The following is a 25981-nucleotide window of genomic DNA, read 5'->3' on the forward strand; positions in this document are numbered from 1 at the left end:
AGCCTGATGATTCAGGCTTTTCTCATTTATAGGTAATCTTAAGGCTGTCCAGCTCTCTGATCTCTACAGTGGGCGGGAAAACTTTTCTCTCCAGTTTACTCATTACCAGATCAGCTACGGCCTGGGCTTCCTGCTGATTGCGGAAAGGACTATTGCCCTCAACTCCGGGAATGTTAAATTGCTCAATGAGTGCAGACGTGTCCTGCATCACACGGTAGCCCCAGCCATTGGGCAGCGCTACCGTCTCTGTCCTTAAATTGCGAAAGCCTTCGCTGGTGGCGTCTATTCCGTTTTTCGAACGTGTTGAAAAATAGAAATAGGCTGCTCCTGCGAAGGCTATCAGGCAAATCAGAACGACTTTAATGGTGTTACTGATTTTCACTATATGATCTTAGTTATCGTCGGCATTTACAGTCGCTGTTGGATCAAATGCCCAGAAGTCGTCTGTATTGGTTGTACCTCCTGCAAGGCCGGTTCCTAAATATCCTATTCCTTTCAAGGTGAATCCTGCAGCATAACTTCTTGCTCCGTTTTCGAAGTTGGTTCTTGCTATCCAGCTGTTGTCAGCCGCGTTGTATTCCCAAACGTCTGAAGATCCTGACCCTCCGATGATGTAAGCTTTTTCGTTAAGTATAAGCGTAAATCCGAATGCTCTTGCAGTCAAGTCGTCGTTAGTTGCTTCAAGACGAGTCCATGCGTTAGCAGCAGGATCGAAAGAATACAAATCTTTCGTAGCTGTTAAAGAGTTATTCTGACCAAAACCAACATAAGCTTTTCCGCCTAATACGAATGCGTTAGCTCCTTTGCGTTTTCCTCCTGTGAAGTTAGCAACCTCAGTCCAGGTGTTAGCAGTAGCATCGTAGCGATAGAAATCCTGATACATAGTGGAGATATTGATGCTACCCAAACCTACATATCCTTTGTCTCCAACTACAAAAGAAGAAGCATTGCTGCGAAGCATCGGGAAATCAGCGATTTTTTTCCATGTATTTGCAGTTGCGTCATACTCGTAAAAATCTTTCTTGTAGCCGTTGTCTACAAGCGTGTTTCCATCATAACCTGTTCCAACGTATGCTTTATTACCTGCAACGAATGCGATAGCATCCTGGCGGCCTGTTCCCGGGAACTCGGCAACCTGTGCCCAGGTGGCTCCATTGAACGACCACATATCTTTTACTCTTGAAACAGTTTCGTTGGTGCGACCTGTTCCGATATATCCTTTTTCTCCTACAACAAAGCTTACAGCTCCGCTTCTTGGTGTTCCTCCGAAATCAGGAATTCCTTGTCTGTACCAGTTACCCAGTTTGTCGGCATCAGCGTCATCATTGTTACAACTGAACTGAACTAAAGCGGTAGATGCAATTAGAATGGCTAATGAGGTCTTCTTTAAAGTATTAAACATGAAAAATTATGGTTTGACTAATTGTTACAAATGAAATAATAATTTTTGGTTTAATTAAGAAAATATCACGTGCGGGGTGCATCGGTAACAGACAACACGAAACTATTTCAATCAAATTTTTTGCAAACATAACATCTTGAACCTGCTAACAGAAATTATCCATTTACTTTTTACCGAAAAGTTAAAAATCATGTCCTGTGAATAAACGCCAAAGGACTAATGATGTTGCAATAAGGTTAAGCCAGTTACATACACATTTCTTTCCGTCAGCTACAAGCGGCACAGGTCTATTCCGTCTGACTGAAATACATCCGGTATTTTTACGTTAGATTTCCGGATGCCCTGCCACTATTTCATATAATGACGCGTAAAGTTGAAATAAGGTTGGCTCACTGATGTTATTTGTTCTCTCAGAGATGCTAAATCCCAAAATCATTAATCTTTACGTTGCCTCAGGGTGTTTTGTTGCATATTCATAAATTATTGCTTTTAATAAATGAATCATGTTGTAAATACCGTTACATCTGATAATTTTGCACTTTTACTGTTCTTGCCTTCAATGAAATTTATTTCTTATTATTTCAATACGTATTCTCCGGCTGTTTCTAAATTTCTGGTAGCGACGGTATTTGCGGTTTCTATTGTCTCCTGCCAATGGGGCGATCAGGTGGATGCACTTGTTCAGCCGAATCCGGATGAGTTTGCCGCGCTTTTTTCAGATACAAGCTCAGTAGTACTCTCTACAGTTGCCACCGATTCCATGATGACAGGTTCTCAGAGCAGACACCTTGTTGGAAGATATACGGATCCTTTTTTCGGGAAAATGCACGCAACCTCGAATATTCAGGTGGGGCTTACTAACACGGGTGCTATCTCTGTTCCTGAAACTGCAGTGTATGATTCGTTGGCTTTGTCATTGCGTTATGATGGATATTATTATGGCGACACCACAAAATTGATGAACATAACCGTACACAGGCATTTGTCCGACATGATGGACAAGTCTGTGTATTACAATAGCGATCAGACTCCATACGAGGCAACGCCTATCGGAAGAAAAAGATTTTATCCGAGTCCGCGCCCATCAGCGGGAACAGTTGGTTCTGCCACAGGGAGAGTGGATCTGCATATCAAATTATCGGACGAATTAGGGAAAGAAATATTCGATCTGGCTAAAGCTGGTAAACTCAGTAACAATGCTGAGTTTGTTAATCTGCTTAAGGGACTTGCCATTTTGCCGGCCACCACAGATAACAGTGCGGTGGTAGGTTTTTTACCAAACAACACAGCGCTAAGATTGTATCATCATACGCCTGATGCGGTCGAAGGTTTGGATAAAGATTCTGTATCCGTTGAGCTTGTCGGCATCTATAATACTACGGGAGCGGACAGGAAGGGAACAATACTGGAAAAACTTCCTAATACGTATCGGGTAGCTTTACCATCTGCTCAGTCGGGTAATATGGCATTTGTACAGGCAGGTACAGGTATCATGACCCGTGTGGATCTTCCATCAATACGTCAGCTGAATAACCTTAACTATACATTTGCAAACACCGCGCAGCTGATCCTTCAGCCCGTGAGAAGCAGCATTACAAATGCCTACTTTTTGCCATCGTCGTTGTATGTTTATTTATGTGATAAAAACAATGATTATATTCTGAGTGGGGGCAGCCCTCTTCCGCTGACCACGCTTACTTCTGCGGGTACATCAGCAGTTGTGGGTACATTGGTGAATGATTTTGTTAACGACAGACAGTACTATACTGTTGACGTCAGTCAGTTTGTTAGAGATATAATGGCATCTGAATCCGAGATCTCGTATGGTCTTTTATTAAGGACTTCGGCAACCTCTGTCAGCGGTGGCCTGTACGATGTTAACTCTGAATTCTCTAAAAGTTTTACAAGGATTGTGTTTGCCGACCAGGCTAATCCGAACGGAAGAACTAAATTGGAAATTAAGTATACCACCATCAAAACGCAATAGTTTCCTGATGGTATAAGAAGAGCGATCTGTAACTCCTTGTTGCAGATCGCTTTTTTGTTACATGATAAATCCGTTTTTCGGTAAAATCTTATCCGGGATAATCGGATCTTCTATCAACTGCAAAATATTGATTTCTATCGTACGGCAGAGCGAGGTCATCGGAATGTCGTTGGGCACATTTTCGAAAGGGTTCTGCATGGTGTAGGATATACTCTCAACATAAAAGAAGAGAAAGGAAATTACGAAAGTAATAGGAATGGCGATCCGGCCGATACTGTCGATCAGGCCCATCGGAAGAATGATCGTAAATACAAATATGATCATATGTACAAAGAAGCTGTACTGAGTAGGGAATATTGTGTTTTTAATTCTTTCACATTTTCCCATGGAATCACATAATCTCATAAAAGTATCGTCAAGGCTCTGAAACAATATGTGATCTATGTACCCGAGATGGTATACATCGGTCATTTTTGTCTGCATCAGATGAATAAGCGCGTTGGGGATGTTGTCGTGTCCTTTAATGAAGTTTATTTCATCCTCCGTCAGATGCAGGCTGGCATTGGGCAGTACAGGTTCTTTACGGAGGGAGTGATTGAGCGCGTAGCACCATGCAATCTGCAAATGTGCGAGATTATCAATAATTGTCTTTCTCTCAGGTGCAGCAGGATCAATAAACGAAATTCCCTGCCTGACCAACGTTCTGCTATCATTCACAATAGCTCCCCACACTTGGCGCGCTTCCCACCACCGGTCATAGGCCGAATTGGTACGAAAGCCTAATAGTAGTGAAAGTGCCGTTCCCACTACAGAAATAATAGAAATTGGGAATACAAGAAAGTGCCAGTTCTGATATTGATACAGATAAAAAACCAGACCGGCATAGCAGGTCACTGCCACTACTCCGAGCCAGAAGCTTTTGAGTAGTCGCCATAGCGAAAAGACTTGCGTAACGTACATGTAAGTGGTGCTTATTGTTTTTGAAAAGTGTTAAAATGAGATAAAAATAATTATACCAATGTACATGAAAGCAAAGAAGCGCGGAACAGGTGCTCCGCGCTTCGAAAAGATAATGATGTATTTTATTGCAATCCTGGCTAAATGAGGCGGGATTGTTTTTCTTCTTTTCTCATTTTGCCTTTGTAAACAAACTTCTCAATTGCTACAAATAATACCGGCACAACGAAAATGGCAAGAGAAGTTGCCGCTAACATACCTCCGAATACGGTCCAGCCAATGGTTTTACGTGATTCGGCTGCCGCGCCACTTGCAAAGGCCAGTGGAAGTACCCCAAGTATGAATGCCAGGGATGTCATGATGATCGGACGAAGACGCAGCTTCACAGCATCTAATGTCGCATCCACAATCGGCATACCGCCATCCACACGTTCCTTGGCAAATTCCACAATCAAAATCGCATTCTTCGCCGCCAAACCAATCAATGTAATTAAACCGATCTGCGCATAAATGTTATTTGACAAATTAGGAAGGAAGGTCAGCGTAAGAATAGATCCGAACGCTCCGATGGGAACAGCAAACAGTACTGAGAACGGAATAGACCAGCTTTCATAAAGTGCTGCGAGGAACAGGAATACGAAGACGATTGAGATGGCGAAAATAACAACTGTACTGTCACCTGCTTTAATCTCTTCACTACTCATACCAGAGAATTCATAACCGTATCCTGCAGGCAGTGTTGTGGCTGCTACTTCTTTAAGCGCCTCAATAGCCTGACCTGAACTGAATCCTGGCTTAGGTGTTCCGTTAATCTCAACCGAACGATAAATGTTATAATGAGAAATCAGGGCGGGGTTTTCAACTACTTTGGAAGTAATGAGCGCGCTGAGAGGAATCATATTTCCTTCACGGTTACGAACATAGAACTTGTTCACCTGCTCCAGATTGGAACGGAAACTGCTGTCAGCCTGAACCATTACACGGAAGTTTCTTCCATAAAGGTTAAAGTCATTTACATAGCTACTACCCAAAAGTGTAGATAATGATGTAAACACGTCGTTAACCTGAACACCCAATTTTTTGGTTTTGTCGCGGTCCACATCAATTTGATATCCGGGAGTACGGGCATTAAAGAAGGTATAAGCCATCCCGATCTCAGGACGCGCATTTACCGCACCAAGGAACTTACGGGTTACCGCTTCAAATTGCTGGATATTATCCGTGCTTGTTGTCTGTTGAAGCTGGAAAGTAAATCCGGAAGTATTACCAAGACCAGGAATCGCCGGAGGTGCAATAGCCATAACACGGGCTTCTTTCAGGTCAGAAGTAGCTTTTTGTATTTTCTGGATTACCGCTTGTACGTGGTGTTCTGCTCCTTTTCTTTCTGCCCATGGATGTAAGCTCACGAAGAGTGTACCTACGTTAGATTTGTTGGAGAAGCTGATCGCGTTCAATCCTGCAATACCACCCGCTACACGTACTTCTGGAATAGCTGCCACACGTTTCATAACCTCCTTCATCATCGCGATGTTACGAGTAGTAGAAGTAGCTTCCTGCATTTCGTAAGTCACAAACATACGTCCTTCGTCCTCTACAGGAATAAATCCGGATGGTTTGTTTTTGAAAAGGAATACAAGACCGACAATAAGACAAACCATCATGATCATTACATAAGGCGTGCCTTTGATCCATTTCGATACACCTCTTGTATAAGAATTGGCCAATCCGTCGAACCATTTGTTGAAACGGTCAAAGAATTTTTCAAGCATGTTTTTCTTTTCACCTGCTCCTTTGCTGGGTTTCAGCATGATGGTACATAGAGCCGGCGTTAATGAAAGTGCAACAAATGCTGAAAGCAATACAGAAACAGCAATGGTGATCGCAAACTGCTGATAGAGACGACCTACGATACCTGGTACAAAACTTACCGGAACGAATACCGCAGCCAAAATAAGTGCAATCGCAATTACAGGTCCGGAAATTTCTTTCATCGCTTTGGCAGTTGCCTCACGCGCCGACATTTTGTGGTGGTCAATATTATGCTGCACCGCTTCCACCACCACAATCGCATCATCGACTACAATACCAATGGCGAGTACGAAGGCAAAGAGCGTCAGTGTATTAATCGTGAAGCCGAACGGTATAAAGAAAATAAATGTACCGATCAGAGATACCGGAATCGCAAGGATAGGAATCAGTGTTGCTCTCCAGTTCTGAAGGAACAGGAATACCACGATTACCACCAGAATCATCGCTTCCGCGAAAGTATGAAGCACTTCTTCGATAGAAACTTTTACAACCGTGGCCGTCTCGTTAGGAATCACATAATCGATATCCTTAGGGAAGGTCTTCTTCATTTCTGTAAGCGCCTTCATTACGCCGTCGTAAGTTTCAAGCGCATTGGCACCAGGAGCCTGATAGATCAATACAAATGCAGCAGGTTTTCCTTCTACGAATGCATTTACACCGTAATCAAATTTACCCAGTTCTACACGCGCTATGTCTTTCAGATACACAACACTTCCTTCAGCAGGAGAGGAGCGTACTATAATGTTTTCAAACTGTTCTTTGGTGTTCAAACGGCTATTCGTCAGAACTGTGTATTCGAAACTCTGTGTATTTGGCTGAGGATTTCCACCGACAGTACCTGCTGCGATCTGAAGGTTTTGTTCTGCAAGCGCAGCCGAAATGTCGCTTGGCGTCATGTTCATGCTGGCCAGTTTCTCCGGATTTAACCAGATACGCATACCGAAGTCATCCGCACGCGACACGATATCACCCACACCTTTTACACGTTGCAATGCATCCTTAACATAGATGTTGGCAAAGTTACCAATGAATTGGGCGTCGTGTGTGCCGTTCGGAGAATACAGTGCCAGTACGATCATGATACTTGGCTGGCGTTTTCTTACCGTAAGACCGAGACGTTTCACCGCATCCGGGAGAGATGGTTCAGCTACGCTTACACGGTTCTGTACATCAAGTGCGGCAATGTTTACATCTGTTCCAACATCAAATACAACGTTAATGCTGCTTTGTCCGCTACTTGTACTGTTACTGGACATGTAGCTCATGCCGGGTACACCATTCACCTGGGTTTCTATTGCTGTGGTGGTGGTTTGTTCCACCGTCTGGGCATCGGCACCGGTAAATGTACCGGAAATAGTTACCGTAGGAGGGGTAACATCAGGATACTGCGCTACGGGTAGCGTTGTTAAGGCTATCAGCCCGACCAGCACAATCACAATCGAGGAAACGATTGCGGTAATGGGCCGTTTTATAAAAATATCTGCAATCATTTGTTCAGTTATTTAGAGAATCATCAGGAAAATTTGGCGACTTGTGTCTCAAATTTCCTGTAACTATTTTGTTGTAGGTGCTCCGGCAGGGGCTGCTGCAGGTTGTGTGTTGATTACAGCACCTTCACGCAGGTTCTGAACACCTTCAACCACGATCTTTTCGCCTGGCTTTAAGCCTTCCTTTACAATAATATTCTGACCGATAGGCTGTCCAAGAGCAAGTTTACGCTGACTTACTTTGCTGCTGTCTCCTTCAACATATACAAAAAATTCACCCAACTGTTCTGTCACAGCTTTGTAAGGAATAATGACCGATTCGGCAGAGGCACTGTTCAATACACGAACGGTGCCCGTCATACCCGCGCGAAGCAGATTTTCATTGTTCGGGAAAACAAGTCTGGCTTTGATTGTTCCTGTCTGAGGATCAACTGCACGGTCCAGTAGTTGTAGTTTTCCGGGCTGAGGGTAAATATCCCTTCCGAAGGCAAGTGTAAATGTGGAATCAGTTCCTTTGTTGTTTTTCAGAAAGTTTGAAAAGCGGAAAATTTCTTTTTGATCTACATTGAAATCTACCGCCAGCTGACCGTCAGATGAAACGGTATTAAGAACAGTTTGTCCTGCACTCACCGCTGCGCCTACTTTCACAAGTGAGATACCGATGGTTCCATTGAATGGCGCAAATACCTTCGTGTAGCGAACATTGGTAGATACAGCAGCTATGTTTGCTTTAGCAGCCTGGGCTTGTCTTTTAGCCACTTCAAGCGCCGCATCAGCATTGTCTACAAGCTGTTTTGCTACAGCATCGTTTTTGTCAAGCTCATGATAGCGGTCTGCATCCTTTTGAGCTTTCACAACATTCGCTTCCTGTACTGCCAGATTAGCCACAGCTTGTTCGTAGTTGGCAGAGTACAGCTGGGCATCAATAGTATAGAGTAGTTGACCTTTCTTTACACGTGCTCCATCCTGAAAATGAACGCCTGTGATAAATCCTGTTACCTGAGGACGAAGTTCCACCTGATTCAGTGCAGTTATACTTGCGGGATATTCGTCGTGGTAAACAGCGTCAGTAGATTTTACTTCTTCAACAGTAACGTTTACAGGCGGAGGAGCCTGTTGTGCAGCCTGCTCATTTTTTTTACCGCATGAAGCCAATAAAAGTGCTGAAAGTGCGGCTATATAATAGGTTGTTTTATTTGAAAACATGGTACTAATAAGGTTTCGATAATTAATAGTTTAGCTGACCAAGTGCTCTTTGTACATCAATTTTGTTGGCAAGAACCTGATACAAAGCGTTGTAATAGTTAATGCGTGCCAATCTGAGATCAGTTTCAGAAGTGATTACTTCCAGATACGTTTTGATTCCGGATTTATACTGAAGTTGGATCACGTCATATACTTCGCGGGCAAGGTCCACATTTTCTTTCTGAGCCAACAGGTTCGTAAGGCTTCCTTTGTAGTAACCCAGAGCCGTTGCGTATTCCGAATTTACACTCATCTGCAAATTCTTGATATCAAGATCCGTTCTCTTTACCTGCCATTCTGCCGTATTGATGTTGTACTTACGCTTTCCCCCCTGAAATAATGGAAGGGACAATGTTAGGTTGGCGAAAGAGTTGGGGAAGTTGTTAGAGTACAAATCTGTCAGATTGTTGTTCAGATAGTTCAGGTTGTATGCTCCATTAAGAGAAACAGTTGGCAAAAAGCTCCATTTGTTATATTGAAGATTTGCTTCCATCAGTCTCTTCTGGGTATTGAGCAATTGATACTCAATACGTGCAGTGGCCTGAGGATTCTGAACTGTATCCAGCAGTATATCACGTTCCATCTGCAAACTATCATAGCTGATTTTCAGACTCTGCTCCGTCGGGTAACCCATCAGTGCTTTCAGGTATTCTACCTTCCCTTTAAGAATCTCCTCGTTGCTGGTTTTCGCAGCTCTGGTGTTGTTGAGCGAAATGGTTGCACGTTTGTAGTCAATCTTATCGGCGATGCCCGACTTATATTGATTCTCTGCATCTTTCAAACTTCTTTCCAACCGCTGGATATCTTCGGTTGATACCTGAATCTGCTGAGTAGTGGCCAGTACATCGTAAAATGCTTTGGACACATTCACTGCCAGGTCAATTTTGTTAGCAGTAGTAGTCTGGCTGGCCTGCGTACGTACGTCGGTTTTTGTTCTTTTGGCCAAAAGCACATCTCTGTTAAATATGGCCTGATTGAGCGTAAACTGTGCTGCAGAAGTATTCGCCACGCCCAATTTTACCGGGTTACCCGCAATAATGCTGGTTTGCACAATGAATGCGTGCTGCAGATTATACGCGAAATTGATTTGCGGATACCAGTCGGCGAGCTTGCTTTTAATGTTGTTTTCAGTAATTTTTTCGTCAATTAAAGACTGCTGAATAAGAGGCTGGTTCTTTAGAGCATACTGAATTACTTCTTCAAGCGTAGCGTTGTTGATAGTATTTTGTCCGCCGGATGCATTGCTTTGCGACTGGGCAAAAACAAGTGCCTGTCCAGGGAAAAGCATTGATACAAAAATTGCTAAAAGTCGAATTCTTTTAGCCTTCAATTTAAAATCCATGAAAGGGAGACTTTTAATTTAGATAATGATTTATGGTGTTAATTGGAGGGAGACAGCGTTGCAGCATTAACTCGTGATTGAATCGTTTAATTCCGGTTTAATCATTTCCTGAAATATTTTTTTGAAATGACTCTTAAGTTTTGCAATCATGTGTGCTTCCTGTTCTTCCTCTGACAAATCCTGAATACCATAGACAGTACAGTAATAAGATTTGGTACTAAGTAGTTGGTTTACAGTTCCGTAAAGTGTTGTCGAAAGCATGGGTACATCCACTTCACTTCTAAATATGCCAAGCTTCTGACCTTCATGAATAATGCTCTCCATAGCACGAAGGTTTTTTAGCTTCAATTCAGTCAATAGCTCCGATATGATTGGCGTTCGCCTATCAGGGGAAAGTTGCTCACGAAGTACTACGTTGTGAAAGCACTGTTTCTCAAATATTCTGTTGATCATACCGTCCACCATCAGGTTCACACGCTGCATTGGAGACAGGCCCAGATCACGGAGCAGTTCATCCAGCCGTGCACCAAATTCACGGGCACGAACTTCAAAAAGTGCTTCTATAAGCTTGTCTTTTGACCCAAAATAGTACGAGACCATCGAGACATTGATATCTGCTTCCTGAGAAATGTCGCGTATTGAGGTGGCAGAGAATCCCTTTGCGGCGAAGAGCCGCTCAGCAACGCTGATAATCTGTAATTGCTTTTGATTGTATTCCATATTTACACTGATAGCATAACCGCAGGGCTATGCTGAAGTTGGAATGGCAAAGGTAGTTCTTACTTTAAGATAATCAAACGTTTGTTTGATTATCTTAAACAATTATTTGATTTCTATAATAAAATGTTGCTTTTGTGTAAGTCTGTTAGAAAAATATGATCTTAAACATGCACAGGATTGACTTTAGGCTGTGGCCAAATCGTTTCAATAATCCATGCAAAAAAGATCACGAGTACGCAACCGATCAGATTGAGCCATAGAAAGGCAGTGAGTTCAAGATTGTAGCTGATGATTACAAAAATTTCGCCGATGATGCTCCCCCAGAAAACAGCTCGTCCACCGATTTTTTTAAAGTAAAAGGCAACAAGGAAAATGCCTAGTATCACACCGTAAAAGAGTGAGCCAAGAATATTTACGGCCTCAATCATACTTCCCAGTCGGGATGCATACTGCGCCACGGCAATACAAAAGATACCCCAGAAAAAGGTAGCCCAACGTGAAGCGGCTACGTAGTTTCCTGTGTCATCGTCTTTACGGTACATACGCTTGTATATATCAACCACAGAGCACGATGCCAGGGAATTGTAAGCAGAAGCCACCGATCCCATGGATGCCAGTAGGATAACCGCGATCAATAGTCCTACCATACCAACAGGCAGATAGTCGATAACGAAGCGAAGAAAGATGTAGTTGACATCGTTAACATCGCTTCCATTGGCTTTGGTCAGCAAGGTACCTGCTTCTTTTCGGATTTCAGTAACCTTCTCTTCAGAGGCAGTCAGTGTCGATCGGAGCTGATTAATCAATGGCTGGTCATCATTTTTGACAGCCTCTGTCAGTGACATGACCTGCTGGTGTTTCGACTCCTGAATCTGGTTGTGGCGTGTCTCGAGTTCCTGATATTGAGAGGCGTATTCCGTAGTCCTGACTTTGTCTACCGCTGTCTGGTTAAAAAACAAAGGCGGCGTGGTGAACTGGTAGAATGCAAAAACAAGTATTCCTACGAGCAAAATCAAAAACTGCATCGGAATTTTCAGCAAACCATTCATGGCAAGTCCCAGTTTACTTTGTCCTTCAGAACTCCCGGTTAGAAAACGTCCCACCTGTGATTGATCCGTACCGAAGTAGGAGAGCTGAAGGAAAAAGCCACCTATCAGTCCTGACCATACATTGTAACGATTATTCAGGTCGAAGGTAAAGTCAATCACGTTGGTTCTGCCCATTTTTCCGGCAACATGCAGAGCGTCTGTAAATGATACACTTTCGGGTAGCTGATGTACAACCATATACCCTGCAACGACCATCCCGATAGTAATGATAGTCATTTGCTGCATGTGCGTATGCGATACTGCACCGGAGCCGCCGGTGATGGTGTAGATCATCACGATTCCTCCCGAAATGATGTTGGTCAGTGTAATGTCCCAGCCTAATATTGTTGAAAGAATAAGAGACGGGGCATATATAGACAACCCTGTAGAAAGCCCCCTTTGTAAAAGAAATAGAAAAGAAGTGAGCGTACGTGTCCGAAGATCGAAACGGGTTTCCAGAAATTCGTAGGCGGTAAATATCTTAAGCTTATGGAATTTGGGAACGAAGGTTATGCACAGCACCACCATAGCAAGCGGAAGTCCGAAATAGAATTGCACAAACCGCATGCCGTCAGTATAGGCCTGTCCGGGAACAGAAAGGAAGGTAATCGCACTGGCCTGCGTTGCCATCAATGATAAGGTCACATGGTACCAGGGTAAAGACTGCCCGGCAAGCAGGAAAGAGTCCATTGTATGTTTTTCCCTGCTACGATAGATTCCGTACGCGACAACAAAGATTAAAGTAAGGGCAAGTACAATCCAATCCAGATAATTCATAAAGGTTTAGCGCGATGCAAAAGGGCGTTTTTTAGGGTTTAAAGGCACTTTTTTGTGCGATATGCGTTGTTAGAAATACTTATAATTATTAAATTTGTTTCTGCAATGTGTATGCAAAATCTTACAAATTATGGCCAGCTTTAATGTTGAACTGAATTCACGGAAGAACAAAGATGGACTCTACTCTGTCTTTATCCGTTACACTGAGAATCGTAAAAGTAGAAAAGTAAAACTTAACTTTCGCGTCCCAGAAGATCATTTTAACAAGCAAGCCAGGTTCGGTAAATGGATCCGCATTGCAAACAGTAAATCCAAAGCTTACAACAAAGAGATCGAAGATACACTTGAAGAGCTAAGGATAAAATTTACTGAGATTAAAAAGCAGTCGCTGGCTCCACTTACGTATATTAATAAGCCAGTCTCAAATGGAACGTTCATAACGGTCGGAGCGTATATAAAATCTTACCTTTCTGACAAAGAAGGCGAGGCGACTATCGGATACTTTAATGTTCTGAGCTGGATGCTGAATGCCTTTGCAACATATGTAGGAGAGGATACTTTGATGGTTGATATCAAACCTCGCCATGTAGCTGAGTACCGGGCTCTGTTACTGGCAAGAGGTGCAAAGGGCTCAACAATAAACAACACGCTACAGAAGATCCACAAGGTTTTCACAATAGCCCTCAAAGATGACACCATTTCAAAAGATCCTTTTCGGTTGAATGAGCCAGTAAAAGAGGTTAGACCAAGTAGAGTCCGCCTAAATGACGAGCTGATTAAGAAATTATCCGAATTGGATCTCACTGATCCTGCTTTGGATAATGCTCGGAATTACTACCTGTTTTCCTTTTACAATGCCGGAATCCGGATTGCTGACTTTATGCAGATCCGCAAGGGCAGTATAGCTAATGGCCGGCTCGAATACGAGATGGATAAGACCGGCCATAAGAAAAGCATCCTACTCAATAAGTCCGCATTGGCCATTCTGGAGAAATATCCAAAGAAGAAAGGGGAGAGTTATGAGTACATGTTTCCTATCCTGGATAGTAAATCAGAATATGCGAAAAATGTAAGCTACGAAGACAAGCGGAGGATGCCAAGGCCGCTGCGTGTGAAACTGGACCGCGACATCAAGAACAATGCCCGGTACATTAATACCGCGCTGGCTGACATATCCACCTTATTGAAGATACCCAAAGCAATCACCTTTCATACGGCGCGTCACTCATTTGCAGACAAGGCACGCAGGGCGATGAAAAATTCCAACAAGATTACCCTGGTGGATATCAAGAACAGTCTTGCTCATAAAAAGATATCGACCACAGAGAACTATTGGGCTTCTTTTGATGAAGATTCACTGGATGAAGCGATGGAGGCTATATTTGAGTAAGATTAGAATTTTATAGCCCCCATTGCTTTACAATTTAGTTATTTTACAACCACAGTTTTCACAGCTTCTACTCCACGTTCTTTTCTTAGAATAATCATGTATGTTCCAGGGCCATAGTTTGCAATATTTATTTTTTCTTTTTGTGCCCCTTTTCCAAGTACAGTTTTATCCGATATTGTCTTTCCTTGAATATCTACAACAGAAAGAGTTGCGCTTTTCCCTTTTTCCAAAGAAAAAACTACTTCAAAAATCCCTGTATTAGGATTTGGAGTAATTTGTATTGCAGACTCTTTTGGAGGACTTTCTATATTTTGCAGACCAGTAGAAACTAATAGATCTTCCTTAACTCCAATTCTGGCGCTTCCGCCAGTGTGAAAGTATTTAGCTCCATCGATTTCACTTGCCTGTGTATAGCCCGCCGGTATTGTTATGCCAGAAGGTAAATCAAGTCCATAAAATCCAGTATCACCATCACCTAAGCAAGATTTAGATATTGCGCCGTTATCCCATAATATATCATTGCGCTCCGCGAAATTGGCTCCTTTGGGGAAGTGTTTATCAACTGAGGAACCTGTCGGTGCCACCACAAGCAACCATTGGAATGTCCCGTTTACAATGAACTGTCTTGTTTGGACATTTAATCCACTCCATGTTCCCACGATTCCTTTATCTGTGAAATTACAGGGGTTTGCAATTGGGCTGATGACAATATTAACTGTGGATGTCTTGTCAGGACAGCTAGTTTTTTTTGATGTCAGGGTATAGGTATAGGTGCCAGCTGTTGATGGGGCAGTAATATTTAATGGTTGAGAACTTCCATCAATACTATTTCCACTCCAAGAATAAGTTACACCATTACACCCTGATCCTGAACAAGCATAGCTTAAGCTTATAGCTGATCCAGGTGCAGGATTGCTATTTGAAACCAAAGCTGATGGCGTAAAATTACAATCAACAGAGTAATCTGAATATATACCTAGCTCCGCAATGGACATCTGCGTCCCTGTTTGTCCGGCTCCATTAGGTAGCACGGCTTTGATACCTATATACCTTGCTTCAAATGGCTGACTAAAGGTGTGATAATTTTGTAAATTTGAGTTTCCAGTTACGTGCTTTACTTCAACCCAATTGATTTTATTTGAGGACGCAAATACTTTGTATTCAGTTGCGAACCCGTTGGCAAGGAAGTCGATGTTTATTTTGTTAATTCCTTGATATACTTTGTCCAAGTCAGTGAAGAAGGTCCAGTCCCAACTAAGACTTGCAACTGCTGCGGTAGTAAGGTCTGTATCAATTGCTAGTTCAGGCAAAGCAGTATAGGTACTTGATATTTGAGGGGAGCCAGGGACAGGGTTGCCATCATTTTTCTGAAGATATAGTTTTGCTTCTGGTGTAGCTGCGAGGTTGGTCGATTCGAAAACTCCAAGTTCAGCTATTGCCATTTGAAAACCCAATTGGCCGGGAGCATTGGGTTTTAAAGAACGAACTCTCACGTACCTTGCTTCCCGGGGAGCAAACCAGTGATCCGGATTGTAATTTACTGGATTCGGAGCAACGCCATTGTTGCTTACCACTGCTACAGTATCTGGCCAATTGACATTATCTTTTGATGTCTGAATAATGTAGTCTGTAGAAAATAGTGGCTCTGCGAAATTGATACGCACCCGAGTTAATTTATTGTACGTGCGACCAAGGTCAGTAAGCAGTGTCCATGGGAATTGACCGCCAGCCTGCGCACGTGTATTCAAGTCTCCATCAATGGCATGCTTTGCAACGTGCAAGTTTTCACTAGCTCCCAGTGACGAACCTGAATTACTCTGTAAGAAAACGTCTGTTCCTACAGCCAAATTAGGATCGGAATAAACGCCTAATTTTACAATTCGCATCTGCTCTCCTACTTGATTGGCTGTATCGGGCTTAAGAGACCTAACCCGGATATATCTAAGATCTTTAGCAGGAAATGATATCTGATGATGTTTTTCTTCATTATTAGTTTTTGAATAGAGTAATTCCCACGAATTACTCTTTGCTCCCCAAACCTGAAATTCGGTAGAGTAGCCGCTTTCATCAAAGTCAATTTTAACTTTATTAATATTCCTATGAACACGCCCTAAATCCGTATGAAGAGTCCATGCATACGATACTGTTGCTGCAGCGGATGTTTCAGGATCATCATCTACTGCATTTTCAGCATAAAACGGTTTAACAACAACACTTGGCTCCCTGTGTTGACTATTGTTATCTTGAAGATATGTTGCGGCGCCAAAAGCTAAATTGGTCGGTTCTACCACGACTGTATCTGTCTGATACACCATATTTAGTAGTTGCCCATTCCCATCTTCGACAACAAGCTTTTTGCCACCATTAGGATTTAGGTTAAACTTCACTAGTTTGTTGAAGTTTTTATCTAATACCGATTTTGAAATAGGGGTATTTAAATACTTGTCTATTGAATTTTCTTTTGAAGCGATGATGTAGGTTTTTCCAGCTTGAAGAACTACTGGCATGATATCCACGTATTTGTATCCTAAACCGTCAGCATTGCCAATATTCATATCAATACTGGTGCTGCGAAGTATTTCATCGTCTTCATATTTTTTAATCAATATATTGTGCTTCCCAGCATTAGCAGGCGCAAAGTATCGTCCTATCTTCTTTAAAAGAACTGATTGATGTCCAACGGTAAACTTTATCCCACGGTAGTATTCTTTGACGTCTGTAATGCTTTCGCCACCAGTAATTCCGGATAATAGTTTGACTAAATTTTCCAACGTTTCCGGGCCGATTGAATAGTATACGTCCAGTGATAAGCTTTCACCCTTCCCTTGCTCAACCGATATTGCTCTTAGTCTGGTATTTTTATTAATATGCAATGGACTTGAAGCTATATATTGGGTGCTAGTCTTAGTAGGATAAGATCCGTCAAGCGTATAATAAATTGTTGCGTTAGGAGCATTGAGACTTACTGTTTGCGCTGTATTGTAATGTCCTGGAGCCAATGAAGAAGTAGGTGTGATACTCCAACCCTGATTAGCCTTAACAAACTCACCAATATCTTTAAGAGTTTGGCGATACTGTGTGGGTATTAGTGTACCATTAGGAAGAGCTGGATAATTAAGCATATATGTAGCTCCCACACGCCAATTCCTTTTAATACTTTCGATAATGTCCGCTGATGTCTTTGCAGAACCCCCGTAATTATCTACTGGCCAAGTCCAAGCCCAAGAATTATCTAACAGGTTATCTACTTCCAGAGCCATCTTTTTGTTAGTAGAGTTTTGTACCGCAACTGCTGGAGCCCATGAAACGGAGTTTTCATATACAATTATATCGGTGTCTGGCCAATGAAGTACCGTATCGCCGTTACCAACACCTGAGTTAGCTACAAAGGTTGCGAAAGGATTTATCGACCTAATGACTGGAAGAATGGTTCCCCAAGGAAACCACGCGGGATTCACCGAAGCGGGATAGAGCTCTGCCGTTGCGCCCATGTCAATCCAAACCCCATCAACCCCCATCGCTATTAGCTCTCGGATTAATGCGGTGTTCAATACACCTGTTCCTATGTGAACATCAGTAGTTAATGAATCTGAATCCCAAAGGGCGTTGTTTTTAGGCCACCCATGATCTGGCGCAAAATAAGCTACAAACTTCACCCCCTTTGCATGGCAAGCAGTCAATAACTCTCCCACTATATCCCGTGAGGTTTTATATCCCAATTTACTTGGCGAAGTTGACGGCCAGTAACGAATACCGTTTCCATCCTTCCCGTAAAAGTTTAATACCTTGGCACCCATGTTTTTTATTGAATCAACCCAAGCTTCAGCATTAAATAATGGCGTTATGCCCGCTTCAAAAGTTGCTATATCTGCCTTGGCGGTCAATTTTGGTACACCCCATTGCAACATGATGCCAAATTTTGAATCAGTCATCCATTTCGATCGATACGGTGCCGCTTTCATTATGAGCTGCTTAGATACTGTAACATTGCTCGCATCCTTAACCTGGGCGGTGAATGTAAAATCTCCTTCTGTTGTAGGGGTACCCTGAATTTTGCCATCGGTTGTGAGTGACAAACCACCAGGAAGAGATCCTGATGTAACTGACCATGTGTACGGCGAGGCACCTCCGGTAGCCTTGAGTTGAAAGTAGGAATTTTTGCCAGATTCAGTCCAGGAGTTATACTCCATATTGTCAACAAAAGCAGGGTAAATGGCGTTAGGCGGATAAGGAACCGCCGCACTGCTGGATTCGGATACAATTGTCAGACTTTGGGCGTACAGGTTGCACAACAATAACTGCATAACCAATAATAAGCAAATCCTAATGAGTAATAATTTTCTGATCATATCGTGAAGGTTTAAATTCTCCCAAAAATATGATAAATAGTTAAACATATGTTATGAATAATTTACAATCTTGAAATGAATTAATGTCACATTGAAAATAAAAATAGTACGTATTTACTTTGCTATATTTTATGGAAATAGTTTATCAAATAAATTCTATAATAAAGAAATACAACTGCTTTTAAACAGAAGCTGCGAAATGGTAAGTTTTATGTCTGCCAAGTTTTTAAATAAAAATAATTCTGTTGATCTAAGCGGGATTATGGCAGTGATATTAAAACAAGTCTCCAAGTTTTCATTACTATTCATTTATTTATGGAAAATCCAGTTGAAGTTCTGATAGAATACATTGACAAACGTATGTTGGAAATGGAATCGCGCTTAATGAATGAGATAGCAATGGAAAGAGAGCACATTCCAGGTATTGACCTTGACCGTTACATACCGCTTCAAAAGGTTGCGGAAATGTACGGTGTATCCCCACAGACCCTGAGCAGTCACAAATCCAGGATTGATCACGTCAAACATTTCAACCAAATCTTCTTTGTGAAAGAAAGCTTGCTTCATTTCATGGAAAGTGGGCGCCCTACAATTGAAGGGAAAAAAGTAATGTATGAGGTGTGCTAATTTTGCCGCACGGTTAATTGTCTAAGAGTTTGAAAATTTCTTCGAAACGAAGGACAAATATTTGAATATCTGCCCCTGCGTTAGGAAGCCGTGTAGATTTTTTGTCTGACTCAAATTTAAGTTGATTTATTTGATTGTCTTCGAAATTTCTCTTCGAATTCGGTCGGTATTTCGTAATTGATACCTGAATGTCTCCGTTTCCGGTTGTAGTATATTTCGATGTATTCAAAAATCTCAGTGTATGCGTCATCAAAATTGAGAAATGTTCCTTTTTGCATCAATTCCGCTTTAAATCTACTAAACAGACTTTCACCCATCGCGTTGTCATAGTGGTTATTTTTTCGCGTCATACTTTGGTTGAACTTATGCTTTTTTATCAGCTTTCTAAAGTCCTCAGATGCATACTGTCCACCTCCGTCGGTATGAATAATAAGTCCATTTTTCAGGTTTCGTCTTTCAATAGTTTTAGTTAAAGCATTTATTAACAGATCACTACGCATATTGTCATCCAGGTTCCAACCAACTATCACTCTACTAAACATACCCAGCCAAGTGGCCAGGTAAAGAAAAGAGCCATCGGCTAATGGGACATACGTAATGTCGCCTACAAAGACTTCATTGGGCTGTGTCGGCGGCGCTCTATTAAGTAATAAATTAGCATTGCGTCCGAAATTATGGTTTGAGTCGGTCGTTTTTGGAACAAAACTCTTGGGCTGAATCGCCTTTAAATTTTGTATTCTCATCAAGGACTGAGTTTGATGACGCCCAATCTTTACACCTCTAGACTGCAATTCTTTACTTATTCTTATTGCTCCATAACGAGATCGATGATCATCAAAGACAACTTTTACCTGTTCTGCCAAATCCTTTTTTGCCTTTCTGAGCACGTATGTTTCTGATCGCTTCCAAGCATAAAATACCCCAAAACCAATGTTCAGAACAGAACAAAGCACTCGAACTGGGTACTCAGACGACAATGCTTCGATTACTTCGTAGGATTTTGTTATGTCCCCCGGCCAAAAATAACGAGTGCTTTTTTTTAAATATCCCGCTCTGTCTCAAGTTGCCGAATTTGTTTGCGAAGTTGATCTAATTCAGAATTTACAGACTTTTCCTCTGGATTTTCATGGATTCTTGACTCAGCTTTCCACTTGTACACCAGGTTCTCTCCTAAGCCCATCGTCCGAGCAACTTCTGGCACACTTCGGCCAGAATTGATCATCTTCAAAATCTCCTGCTTGAAGTTTTCGTCGTATTTCCGTCGTTTTCGGCTGGCTGTTTTCTTTTCCATTTCACACAAAATTAAGAGAATTTAGTGTGCGGTTTTATTAGACAATCTCAGTATACCAGATGCAGACGGTAGATGATCAAAACTCCATAACCCTATGGAGCGTTACATTGATTCACCTAAAATCACTGTAATATGGAAAATCCATTTGAAATACTGGAGAACAAGCTGTCGGAGCTCAAAGAACTTATTTGCCAAATAAAAGATCCCCAAACAGAGCACATTCCAGGAGTTGATTTGGATGCTTACATCTCTCTTCAAAAAGTTGCTGAGTTGTATTCGATATCCCCTAAAACACTTGTTGTTCACAAAAATGAGATACAGCATGTCAAGCGGTTCGGCCAGATTTTCTTTCTGAAGAAGAGCCTGAGTGATTACATGGAAGGTGGGCGTCCGGTTATTGAAATGAAGAAAGTAATGCGCACCAAGAGAGGTAGAGCAGCTACCGTTTGATAAATTTAGTTTGCTATGAGGGTTGATATTCGTAGAATTGACGGAAGTCAACCCTCTGTTACATGAAGAAAGTTTTATTTACTATCATTTCTGTTTCCATTCTGCAAAGCTGCGTTACCATCGGTACGGTTCGCATAAAAGGCAAGTATCAAGAAGGCCCTGTTCGTATGGAGGTGGCTAAGCCTTACGGCGAAACATGGAACAAGGTCATAGACTTCATTTCGGATATTGGTATGAACGTTAAAATGGTCGACAAGGCAAGCGGATTGGTGATTTCAGATCCAACCTCATTCTTCGGACACACGTCTATTGAAGATAAAGACGGGAAGATACTTAACCCGAAAGCTCAGATTGTCACATCTCGGACAAATGACCCCAACGTAAAAAATCTGATAAGGTCCGCCACTGCATCTTACAAGAGTGAGACCTAAATAAAAGAGCGACTCAAACGGGTCGCCCTTTTATTTAGGTCAGGAAACATTATGGCTCCACAACCCATGGGCCAATCATCTCCTTGATAAACCAACTATCCGCACTTTTCTTACTCAGTGTTATTCTGCTACCAACGGTGGAACTTGAAACCTTTTTTCCGACTGTTGGAGAAAGAGGAAGTATGCTATCAGTGGCATCCGGAATGATAGTAATCTTGTTTGCGCTGGTAACCTCCACAGTGACATCTGGAAATCCTGTCCAGGCCTTAAATAAAGTCAAGTCCCGAGGCCCCAATGAAGTTTTGTTATGCCAGAACCTGGCGTAGTTATAAAAAGCCACAGTTCTGTTACCGGTGCCCATGTCAAAAATATTATGTTCGAAATTATCAATGATACTAATTTCACCAGTAGTGGTAAAATGTAAATCAGTTGGGATACCTTCCTGTTTTGCGTCTATGATTTGGACTGCTTTAATGAGCCCGCCGGCTTGGGTATCTTGGCAGGCTATACCTTTTTGTACTTGGCGAGTAGCTCTATTGTCAATTATATGTGGGTATACGAATTTTATATTACCAATGTATTGATCACCCGCTTCGTTATCTTCACGATAAACGCGCATGGCGCTACCGAGTATAGGAGAAGTATTATTGATCGTATTAGAGTTGTAGGCTGTACACTGATTTAGTACAACCCGAGGAAATCCTATGCCGTAATTGTTAGCTACGAAACCGCTGTAAGTGTTGTTAGACCATGTGGAGTTTTCAATAATAATTGATCCCTTTAAAACACCCTGGCCTTTGCTTACCAGTGCTCCATAAAAGCTACCCTGATCGTTATGTCCCGTAACCAAAATATCAACAAAAGTGCCTGAGTTGGCTAAAGCGCCAAGAGCTAAGACCAATCCAGCGCCTTCATTATTGACTGTTTTTGCATTGATTATTCTTATCCCGGTTAAGACTTCGTCTGAGTAGTTTGGCTCAATGTCAATTCCGGCTCCTGGAGCAGTCCCTTTCGTATTGCTAAAAATACAATTGTCAATTGTGATATTTTTTCCCGAGATGATAGAAAGGCCCTGTCTTCTGTTATTATCGGCACTACAATTAATCAACGTTATGTTCTCGCTGTATTTTTGGCTGCCGGATCCTATGTAAAATCCGTCTCCTCCCCCATCATTGGCCGCTATTCCTTCTATATGAATATTTGAGGCTCCTTGCATTAAAAACATATGCCTTTGCTCTCCTGAGGTATAATTCGCCTTTATGTCGCTGAAAATGACGTTTTTACCAATAATGGTAATATTTCTCTTATCATACATCATCACCATAAACTCGCCGTTAACTCTGTTGCCCATACCATGTACTTTAACATTATCAGCAAAGATCAATTTCTTATTCGATGGAATTACAATCTTTTTGATCCTGTATGGAACATTACCGACTGTTGGTGGGAAATAGAAGCTAGATGCTGAACTAAGAAGCATTCTATCCCATTTAACATGTTCGTCGGTTACCCCGTCTCCGACGATACCAAACCACCTAACATCTGCAGGACCTACGTAGTCACGTACATATCTTTTGGTGCCATTTCGTAGCACGAGTGAAGAGTCATCAGCACTACTCAAATTGGATGGGTCGTACTTAAAAAGTCCGCTTCTGGCGCCCTCGGATATGTAAACAGCTTTAGCGGTATCCGCCAATCCACTTCTTAGTTCCGCCATTGTCATATAAGGAACATACCCTGGCGTACCGGCTAGCATGATACGTGCAGTACGGTTGTCAGGTAATTCTTCACCTGAATTGACATTAAAATTTAACCGCCCGACCTCGATGAATGTGCTTTGGTTATCTGAGTTCTTATGGCTTCGTAATAGCTGAAATGTGCCATCCTGACCAGTCGACACGAACTTCCCCTTGATAGTATACGATGCAGAAGTTTTGCCCTTGGTTAGTTCAGTACCAATAAAATCCTGAAAGTCGCCCCCTGTCTGTACGAATCCTGACGGCATAACTACTTTTAATTTGAAGGAATTTGACCCTTCAAATACGAATGCTGAACCAGGGGGAATGTTTAGATACTTTGCTGAGATCGTTATCTCAAACTCTTCATTCAATGACACCTGTGCGGCCTTGGTGCCAATTGAAAATCTGATTGGGTCAATCTTGGGATTACCGAAAGACTGAAGGGTTGTCAACAGCAGCAACGCCAGATATAAAAGTGTGGGGGTAAAGTGTTTTTTGTACATGATTGTTGAGAGTTTGATTAACGTTAGTAATATACTAATTACTTATCGGTTACTTAAATTTTCAACAGTTAATATTCCAAATAGTTGTACAAAAAGTTCTCGTATCTGCTTGTTATACATGTAATACCAGAACAGGGTCAATGGTATGGACCCTGAGAGGATTCTTCGCTGCATCAGGCATGCCTGAGAGTTGATAAAAAACAAGGAGACTCCAATGGTCTCCCTGTTGATCCATACATTTAAAAATGCTATTAATTACTTATTCTAAGGCTATCTGAGATTTATTTACCCCGTCTTCTGTAGTTACATGTATGAAATACTTTCCTCTCGGTAAGGTTTTCACATCCACTGACTGCTTATTAGACTTATCTAGATTTTTTGAACTTTCTCTAATCGATTTTACCAACTTACCAGCGCTATTGTAGATCTCTGTACGTTTTATTTGTCTGGTAGACTCAACAATGAGATAGTCATTTACAGGATTTGGAAATACCCGCATGGTAATAACTCCGCCACCGCAGTCAGACAATGTTCTAAATACAGTCGCAGATCCTGGCGAAGTGCCGCATGAATTGGAGACGCTGAGGGTAATGCTAGCTGTTTGTCCCTGAACTCCCGAAAATGAAAACGATGCGTTTTTTCCTAAATCTGAAACTAGGTAACTATTTACTCCACTCCAAGAATAGTTTACCATATCGTACAGTGAAGCATAGTCCGGATGGCTATTTGCCTGCAACCAGACAGTTTGTCCATTACATATTTCTTCAGGCCATTCCCCTCCATTGTAGAGAATTCCCCCTATTATCGGAGTTCCTGCAATTATTTTTTTTGTTTTCTCAAAATAACCGCACCCATTACTGGTACTTATGGTTGCTTTGACGAAGGTGTTTCTGCTTACACCACCATGAGTTAGATTAACCGAACTACCTGTGGAAGATCCGCTAATTGACAAACCATCCCCCACACTCCAACTTACCGATCCTATGGCATTTTGTAGGGAGAAGCTTTTGCTTGAACCAGAACAGACATCCGATTCTCCCAAAATCTGACCAGGAACAGGTCTGACAATATTTACATAAGGTGAGGCAATATTACCGGACATGCTACTATACATATGAATTTTAAGTACTCCTCCAGAAACTAAATCCGTACCTATAGAATAATATGGGGAGTAATTGGGGATATCGTCACTTATTGTCCAATTACTTGGTAGAGAATTCCAATCCCCATTACGCCAAAGATCGTAGTACAATCCACCGCGGACTCCTTTAACAACTAAAGTTCCAACATCGCATGGAAGGGTTACTGTACTGCCTGAATTATACAAGACGCCATTGATTTCTACCTTGTCCTGAGCGCTAATTTTGTCTGTTAGCAGAAAGATAGAAACTAAAAAAAATACAATTGAAGATGTACGAACCATAGTTAGATAAATTTTAAATGGTTAAATTACAATGTGACTTAATTCACTACAAATTATAGAAATAAATCTACATTGCAACCCAAAAGAGTAAAATTAAGCATATGATGTTAAATCATAGGGGTGCGTAACCGCGGCAAATTGTCGACTACTTACCTCATTTAGCAACGAGCAATGATATTACTGGATTAAGGAGTAACTCCTGGTAGGATACGATTGATATTTTGCAAGAAAATGTTTCAGTATAGTTTCAGTAAAATAAAAAACCACTTGCAAGTGGTTGATAATCAACTCAAACAAGTGGTTTTATCGTGACCGCGACGGGAGTCGAACATATGTTTTGGGGTATGGAATGTAAAGTTAATGGCGTAGAAGATATTACATTCTATGACTCCTTTGTCTTGTGATCGGTATTGTGAGCCTGTTCTTTCTTGTAGAGTATACGAACTCTGCCACCAACAAAGTGATGCTTATTAACGAAAGCAAAGAGAGATAAATGTGTACTAATATGTTTATGCAATGTGTATGCAGGTAGTTATTCTTTTGTAGGTAATTGTTTGATATGCAGATAATTACTTATCTTTTGGCACAATCCAATCCAGATAATTCATAAAGGTTTAGCGCGATGCAAAAGGGCGTTTTGGTGGTTTTAGGGCTATTTTTATGCAGTGTGTACTTCCTGATCTGTTTAACTGAAATCCGGTTACATCTACCAGATTTTAGGGCTTAACAGGATTTGGGTAATGTTAAAATGATCATTCCCGGATTCCGATGTATTACACTGAGCATCGTAAAAGTAGGAAAGTAAAGACGAACTTCTGTGTCTCAAATGATGATTTAACAAACAAACCCGTTCCATATATGGCTCACTATATTCTATAATAAAACTGCCGGTTACCACATCTCAATTCAAAATTGGCTGGATAAACTGCTTGTATTTGCGTATAGGAGTGAATCGGTTTTAATT

18 protein-coding genes are annotated in these 25981 nt (G+C 41.7%); 5 read left to right on the plus strand and 13 right to left on the minus strand.

All coding sequences use genetic code 11. The annotated features are described in order from the left end of the window. Nucleotides 1–22: 22 nt before the first annotated feature. Nucleotides 23–382 carry a DUF4907 domain-containing protein gene (locus DSL64_RS03255; RefSeq protein WP_115829227.1) on the minus strand — a complete coding sequence of 120 codons (360 nt, stop codon included), beginning with the start codon at nucleotides 380–382 and terminating at the stop codon, nucleotides 23–25. Between the two features lie 9 nt (nucleotides 383–391). Next, complete coding sequence (locus tag DSL64_RS03260; protein WP_115829228.1) at nucleotides 392–1402, minus strand: Kelch repeat-containing protein; 1011 nt, start codon at nucleotides 1400–1402, stop codon at nucleotides 392–394. Between the two features lie 559 nt (nucleotides 1403–1961). Here DSL64_RS03260 and DSL64_RS03265 point away from each other — a divergent pair. After that, on the plus strand, nucleotides 1962–3389 hold the full coding sequence (locus DSL64_RS03265) for a DUF4270 family protein (RefSeq protein WP_158547863.1): 1428 nt from the start codon (nucleotides 1962–1964) through the stop codon (nucleotides 3387–3389). A 57-nt stretch (nucleotides 3390–3446) separates the two neighbouring features. On the opposite strand, the gene DSL64_RS03270 is transcribed toward DSL64_RS03265, so the two are convergent. The 6 genes from DSL64_RS03270 to DSL64_RS03295 form a co-directional block, all read right to left on the minus strand. Then, complete coding sequence (locus DSL64_RS03270; RefSeq protein WP_115829230.1) at nucleotides 3447–4349, minus strand: bestrophin family protein; 903 nt, start codon at nucleotides 4347–4349, stop codon at nucleotides 3447–3449. A 137-nt stretch (nucleotides 4350–4486) separates the two neighbouring features. Continuing rightward, the gene (locus DSL64_RS03275) at nucleotides 4487–7645 is read right to left on the minus strand and encodes an efflux RND transporter permease subunit (protein ID WP_115829231.1); all 3159 of its coding nucleotides are present in this window, start codon (nucleotides 7643–7645) and stop codon (nucleotides 4487–4489) included. 63 nt (nucleotides 7646–7708) lie between these two features. Then, the gene (locus tag DSL64_RS03280; protein ID WP_115829232.1) at nucleotides 7709–8848 is read right to left on the minus strand and encodes an efflux RND transporter periplasmic adaptor subunit; all 1140 of its coding nucleotides are present in this window, start codon (nucleotides 8846–8848) and stop codon (nucleotides 7709–7711) included. 22 nt (nucleotides 8849–8870) lie between these two features. After that, nucleotides 8871–10175, minus strand: coding sequence for a TolC family protein (locus DSL64_RS03285; RefSeq protein ID WP_229216936.1), 1305 nt, complete (start codon nucleotides 10173–10175; stop codon nucleotides 8871–8873). 120 nt (nucleotides 10176–10295) lie between these two features. Further along, entirely contained in the window at nucleotides 10296–10949 is a 654-nt protein-coding gene (locus DSL64_RS03290; protein WP_115829234.1) for a TetR/AcrR family transcriptional regulator, read from the minus strand. Between the two features lie 161 nt (nucleotides 10950–11110). Next, a complete protein-coding gene (locus DSL64_RS03295; RefSeq protein ID WP_115829235.1) occupies nucleotides 11111–12814 on the minus strand; it encodes a sodium:solute symporter family protein in 1704 nt (567 codons plus the stop codon). A 130-nt stretch (nucleotides 12815–12944) separates the two neighbouring features. Here DSL64_RS03295 and DSL64_RS03300 point away from each other — a divergent pair, with 130 nt between their 5' ends. Further along, nucleotides 12945–14204, plus strand: a complete 1260-nt coding sequence (locus DSL64_RS03300) for a tyrosine-type recombinase/integrase (RefSeq protein ID WP_115829236.1) — start codon at nucleotides 12945–12947, stop codon at nucleotides 14202–14204. A gap of 38 nt (nucleotides 14205–14242) precedes the next feature. On the opposite strand, the gene DSL64_RS03305 is transcribed toward DSL64_RS03300, so the two are convergent. Next, the gene (locus DSL64_RS03305) at nucleotides 14243–18553 is read right to left on the minus strand and encodes a discoidin domain-containing protein (RefSeq protein WP_158547864.1); all 4311 of its coding nucleotides are present in this window, start codon (nucleotides 18551–18553) and stop codon (nucleotides 14243–14245) included. Between the two features lie 315 nt (nucleotides 18554–18868). On the opposite strand from DSL64_RS03305, the gene DSL64_RS03310 reads away from it, so the two are divergent. Further along, nucleotides 18869–19180, plus strand: coding sequence for a helix-turn-helix domain-containing protein (locus DSL64_RS03310; protein ID WP_115829238.1), 312 nt, complete (start codon nucleotides 18869–18871; stop codon nucleotides 19178–19180). A 116-nt stretch (nucleotides 19181–19296) separates the two neighbouring features. On the opposite strand, the gene DSL64_RS03315 is transcribed toward DSL64_RS03310, so the two are convergent. Both DSL64_RS03315 and DSL64_RS03320 read right to left on the minus strand, forming a co-directional pair. Continuing rightward, nucleotides 19297–20187, minus strand: a complete 891-nt coding sequence (locus DSL64_RS03315; RefSeq protein WP_115829239.1) for an IS3 family transposase — start codon at nucleotides 20185–20187, stop codon at nucleotides 19297–19299. A gap of 32 nt (nucleotides 20188–20219) precedes the next feature. Continuing rightward, complete coding sequence (locus tag DSL64_RS03320) at nucleotides 20220–20471, minus strand: transposase (RefSeq protein ID WP_115829240.1); 252 nt, start codon at nucleotides 20469–20471, stop codon at nucleotides 20220–20222. Nucleotides 20472–20603: 132 nt separating this feature from the next. Between DSL64_RS03320 and DSL64_RS03325 the strand changes: the two genes are divergently transcribed. Together DSL64_RS03325 and DSL64_RS03330 are read left to right on the plus strand one after the other, a co-directional pair. Beyond that, on the plus strand, nucleotides 20604–20921 hold the full coding sequence (locus DSL64_RS03325; RefSeq protein ID WP_115829241.1) for a helix-turn-helix domain-containing protein: 318 nt from the start codon (nucleotides 20604–20606) through the stop codon (nucleotides 20919–20921). Between the two features lie 62 nt (nucleotides 20922–20983). Then, entirely contained in the window at nucleotides 20984–21352 is a 369-nt protein-coding gene (locus tag DSL64_RS03330) for a hypothetical protein (RefSeq protein WP_115829242.1), read from the plus strand. 49 nt (nucleotides 21353–21401) lie between these two features. Here DSL64_RS03330 and DSL64_RS03335 read toward each other — a convergent pair whose 3' ends face one another. Both DSL64_RS03335 and DSL64_RS03340 read right to left on the minus strand, forming a co-directional pair. Further along, nucleotides 21402–23594 carry a right-handed parallel beta-helix repeat-containing protein gene (locus tag DSL64_RS03335; protein WP_115829243.1) on the minus strand — a complete coding sequence of 731 codons (2193 nt, stop codon included), beginning with the start codon at nucleotides 23592–23594 and terminating at the stop codon, nucleotides 21402–21404. A 259-nt stretch (nucleotides 23595–23853) separates the two neighbouring features. Then, the gene (locus tag DSL64_RS03340; protein ID WP_115829244.1) at nucleotides 23854–25017 is read right to left on the minus strand and encodes a T9SS type A sorting domain-containing protein; all 1164 of its coding nucleotides are present in this window, start codon (nucleotides 25015–25017) and stop codon (nucleotides 23854–23856) included. Between the last annotated feature and the right edge of the window lie 964 nt (nucleotides 25018–25981).

The organism is Dyadobacter luteus (assembly GCF_003383615.1).
Lineage (GTDB): Bacteria > Bacteroidota > Bacteroidia > Cytophagales > Spirosomataceae > Dyadobacter > Dyadobacter luteus.

Bases quoted from the DNA above. Each gene is read 5' to 3' on its own strand.
- DSL64_RS03325 (WP_115829241.1), top strand. From the start codon at position 20,604: ATGGAAAATCCATTTGAAATACTGGAGAACAAGCTGTCGGAGCTCAAA.
- DSL64_RS03285 (WP_229216936.1), bottom strand. From the start codon at position 10,175: ATGCTTTTCCCTGGACAGGCACTTGTTTTTGCCCAGTCGCAAAGCAAT.
- DSL64_RS03340 (WP_115829244.1), bottom strand. From the start codon at position 25,017: ATGGTTCGTACATCTTCAATTGTATTTTTTTTAGTTTCTATCTTTCTG.
- DSL64_RS03265 (WP_158547863.1), top strand. From the start codon at position 1,962: ATGAAATTTATTTCTTATTATTTCAATACGTATTCTCCGGCTGTTTCT.
- DSL64_RS03275 (WP_115829231.1), bottom strand. From the start codon at position 7,645: ATGATTGCAGATATTTTTATAAAACGGCCCATTACCGCAATCGTTTCC.
- DSL64_RS03330 (WP_115829242.1), top strand. From the start codon at position 20,984: ATGAAGAAAGTTTTATTTACTATCATTTCTGTTTCCATTCTGCAAAGC.
- DSL64_RS03295 (WP_115829235.1), bottom strand. From the start codon at position 12,814: ATGAATTATCTGGATTGGATTGTACTTGCCCTTACTTTAATCTTTGTT.
- DSL64_RS03290 (WP_115829234.1), bottom strand. From the start codon at position 10,949: ATGGAATACAATCAAAAGCAATTACAGATTATCAGCGTTGCTGAGCGG.
- DSL64_RS03280 (WP_115829232.1), bottom strand. From the start codon at position 8,848: ATGTTTTCAAATAAAACAACCTATTATATAGCCGCACTTTCAGCACTT.
- DSL64_RS03320 (WP_115829240.1), bottom strand. From the start codon at position 20,471: ATGGAAAAGAAAACAGCCAGCCGAAAACGACGGAAATACGACGAAAAC.
- DSL64_RS03305 (WP_158547864.1), bottom strand. From the start codon at position 18,553: ATGATCAGAAAATTATTACTCATTAGGATTTGCTTATTATTGGTTATG.
- DSL64_RS03300 (WP_115829236.1), top strand. From the start codon at position 12,945: ATGGCCAGCTTTAATGTTGAACTGAATTCACGGAAGAACAAAGATGGA.
- DSL64_RS03270 (WP_115829230.1), bottom strand. From the start codon at position 4,349: ATGTACGTTACGCAAGTCTTTTCGCTATGGCGACTACTCAAAAGCTTC.
- DSL64_RS03260 (WP_115829228.1), bottom strand. From the start codon at position 1,402: ATGTTTAATACTTTAAAGAAGACCTCATTAGCCATTCTAATTGCATCT.
- DSL64_RS03310 (WP_115829238.1), top strand. From the start codon at position 18,869: ATGGAAAATCCAGTTGAAGTTCTGATAGAATACATTGACAAACGTATG.
- DSL64_RS03335 (WP_115829243.1), bottom strand. From the start codon at position 23,594: ATGTACAAAAAACACTTTACCCCCACACTTTTATATCTGGCGTTGCTG.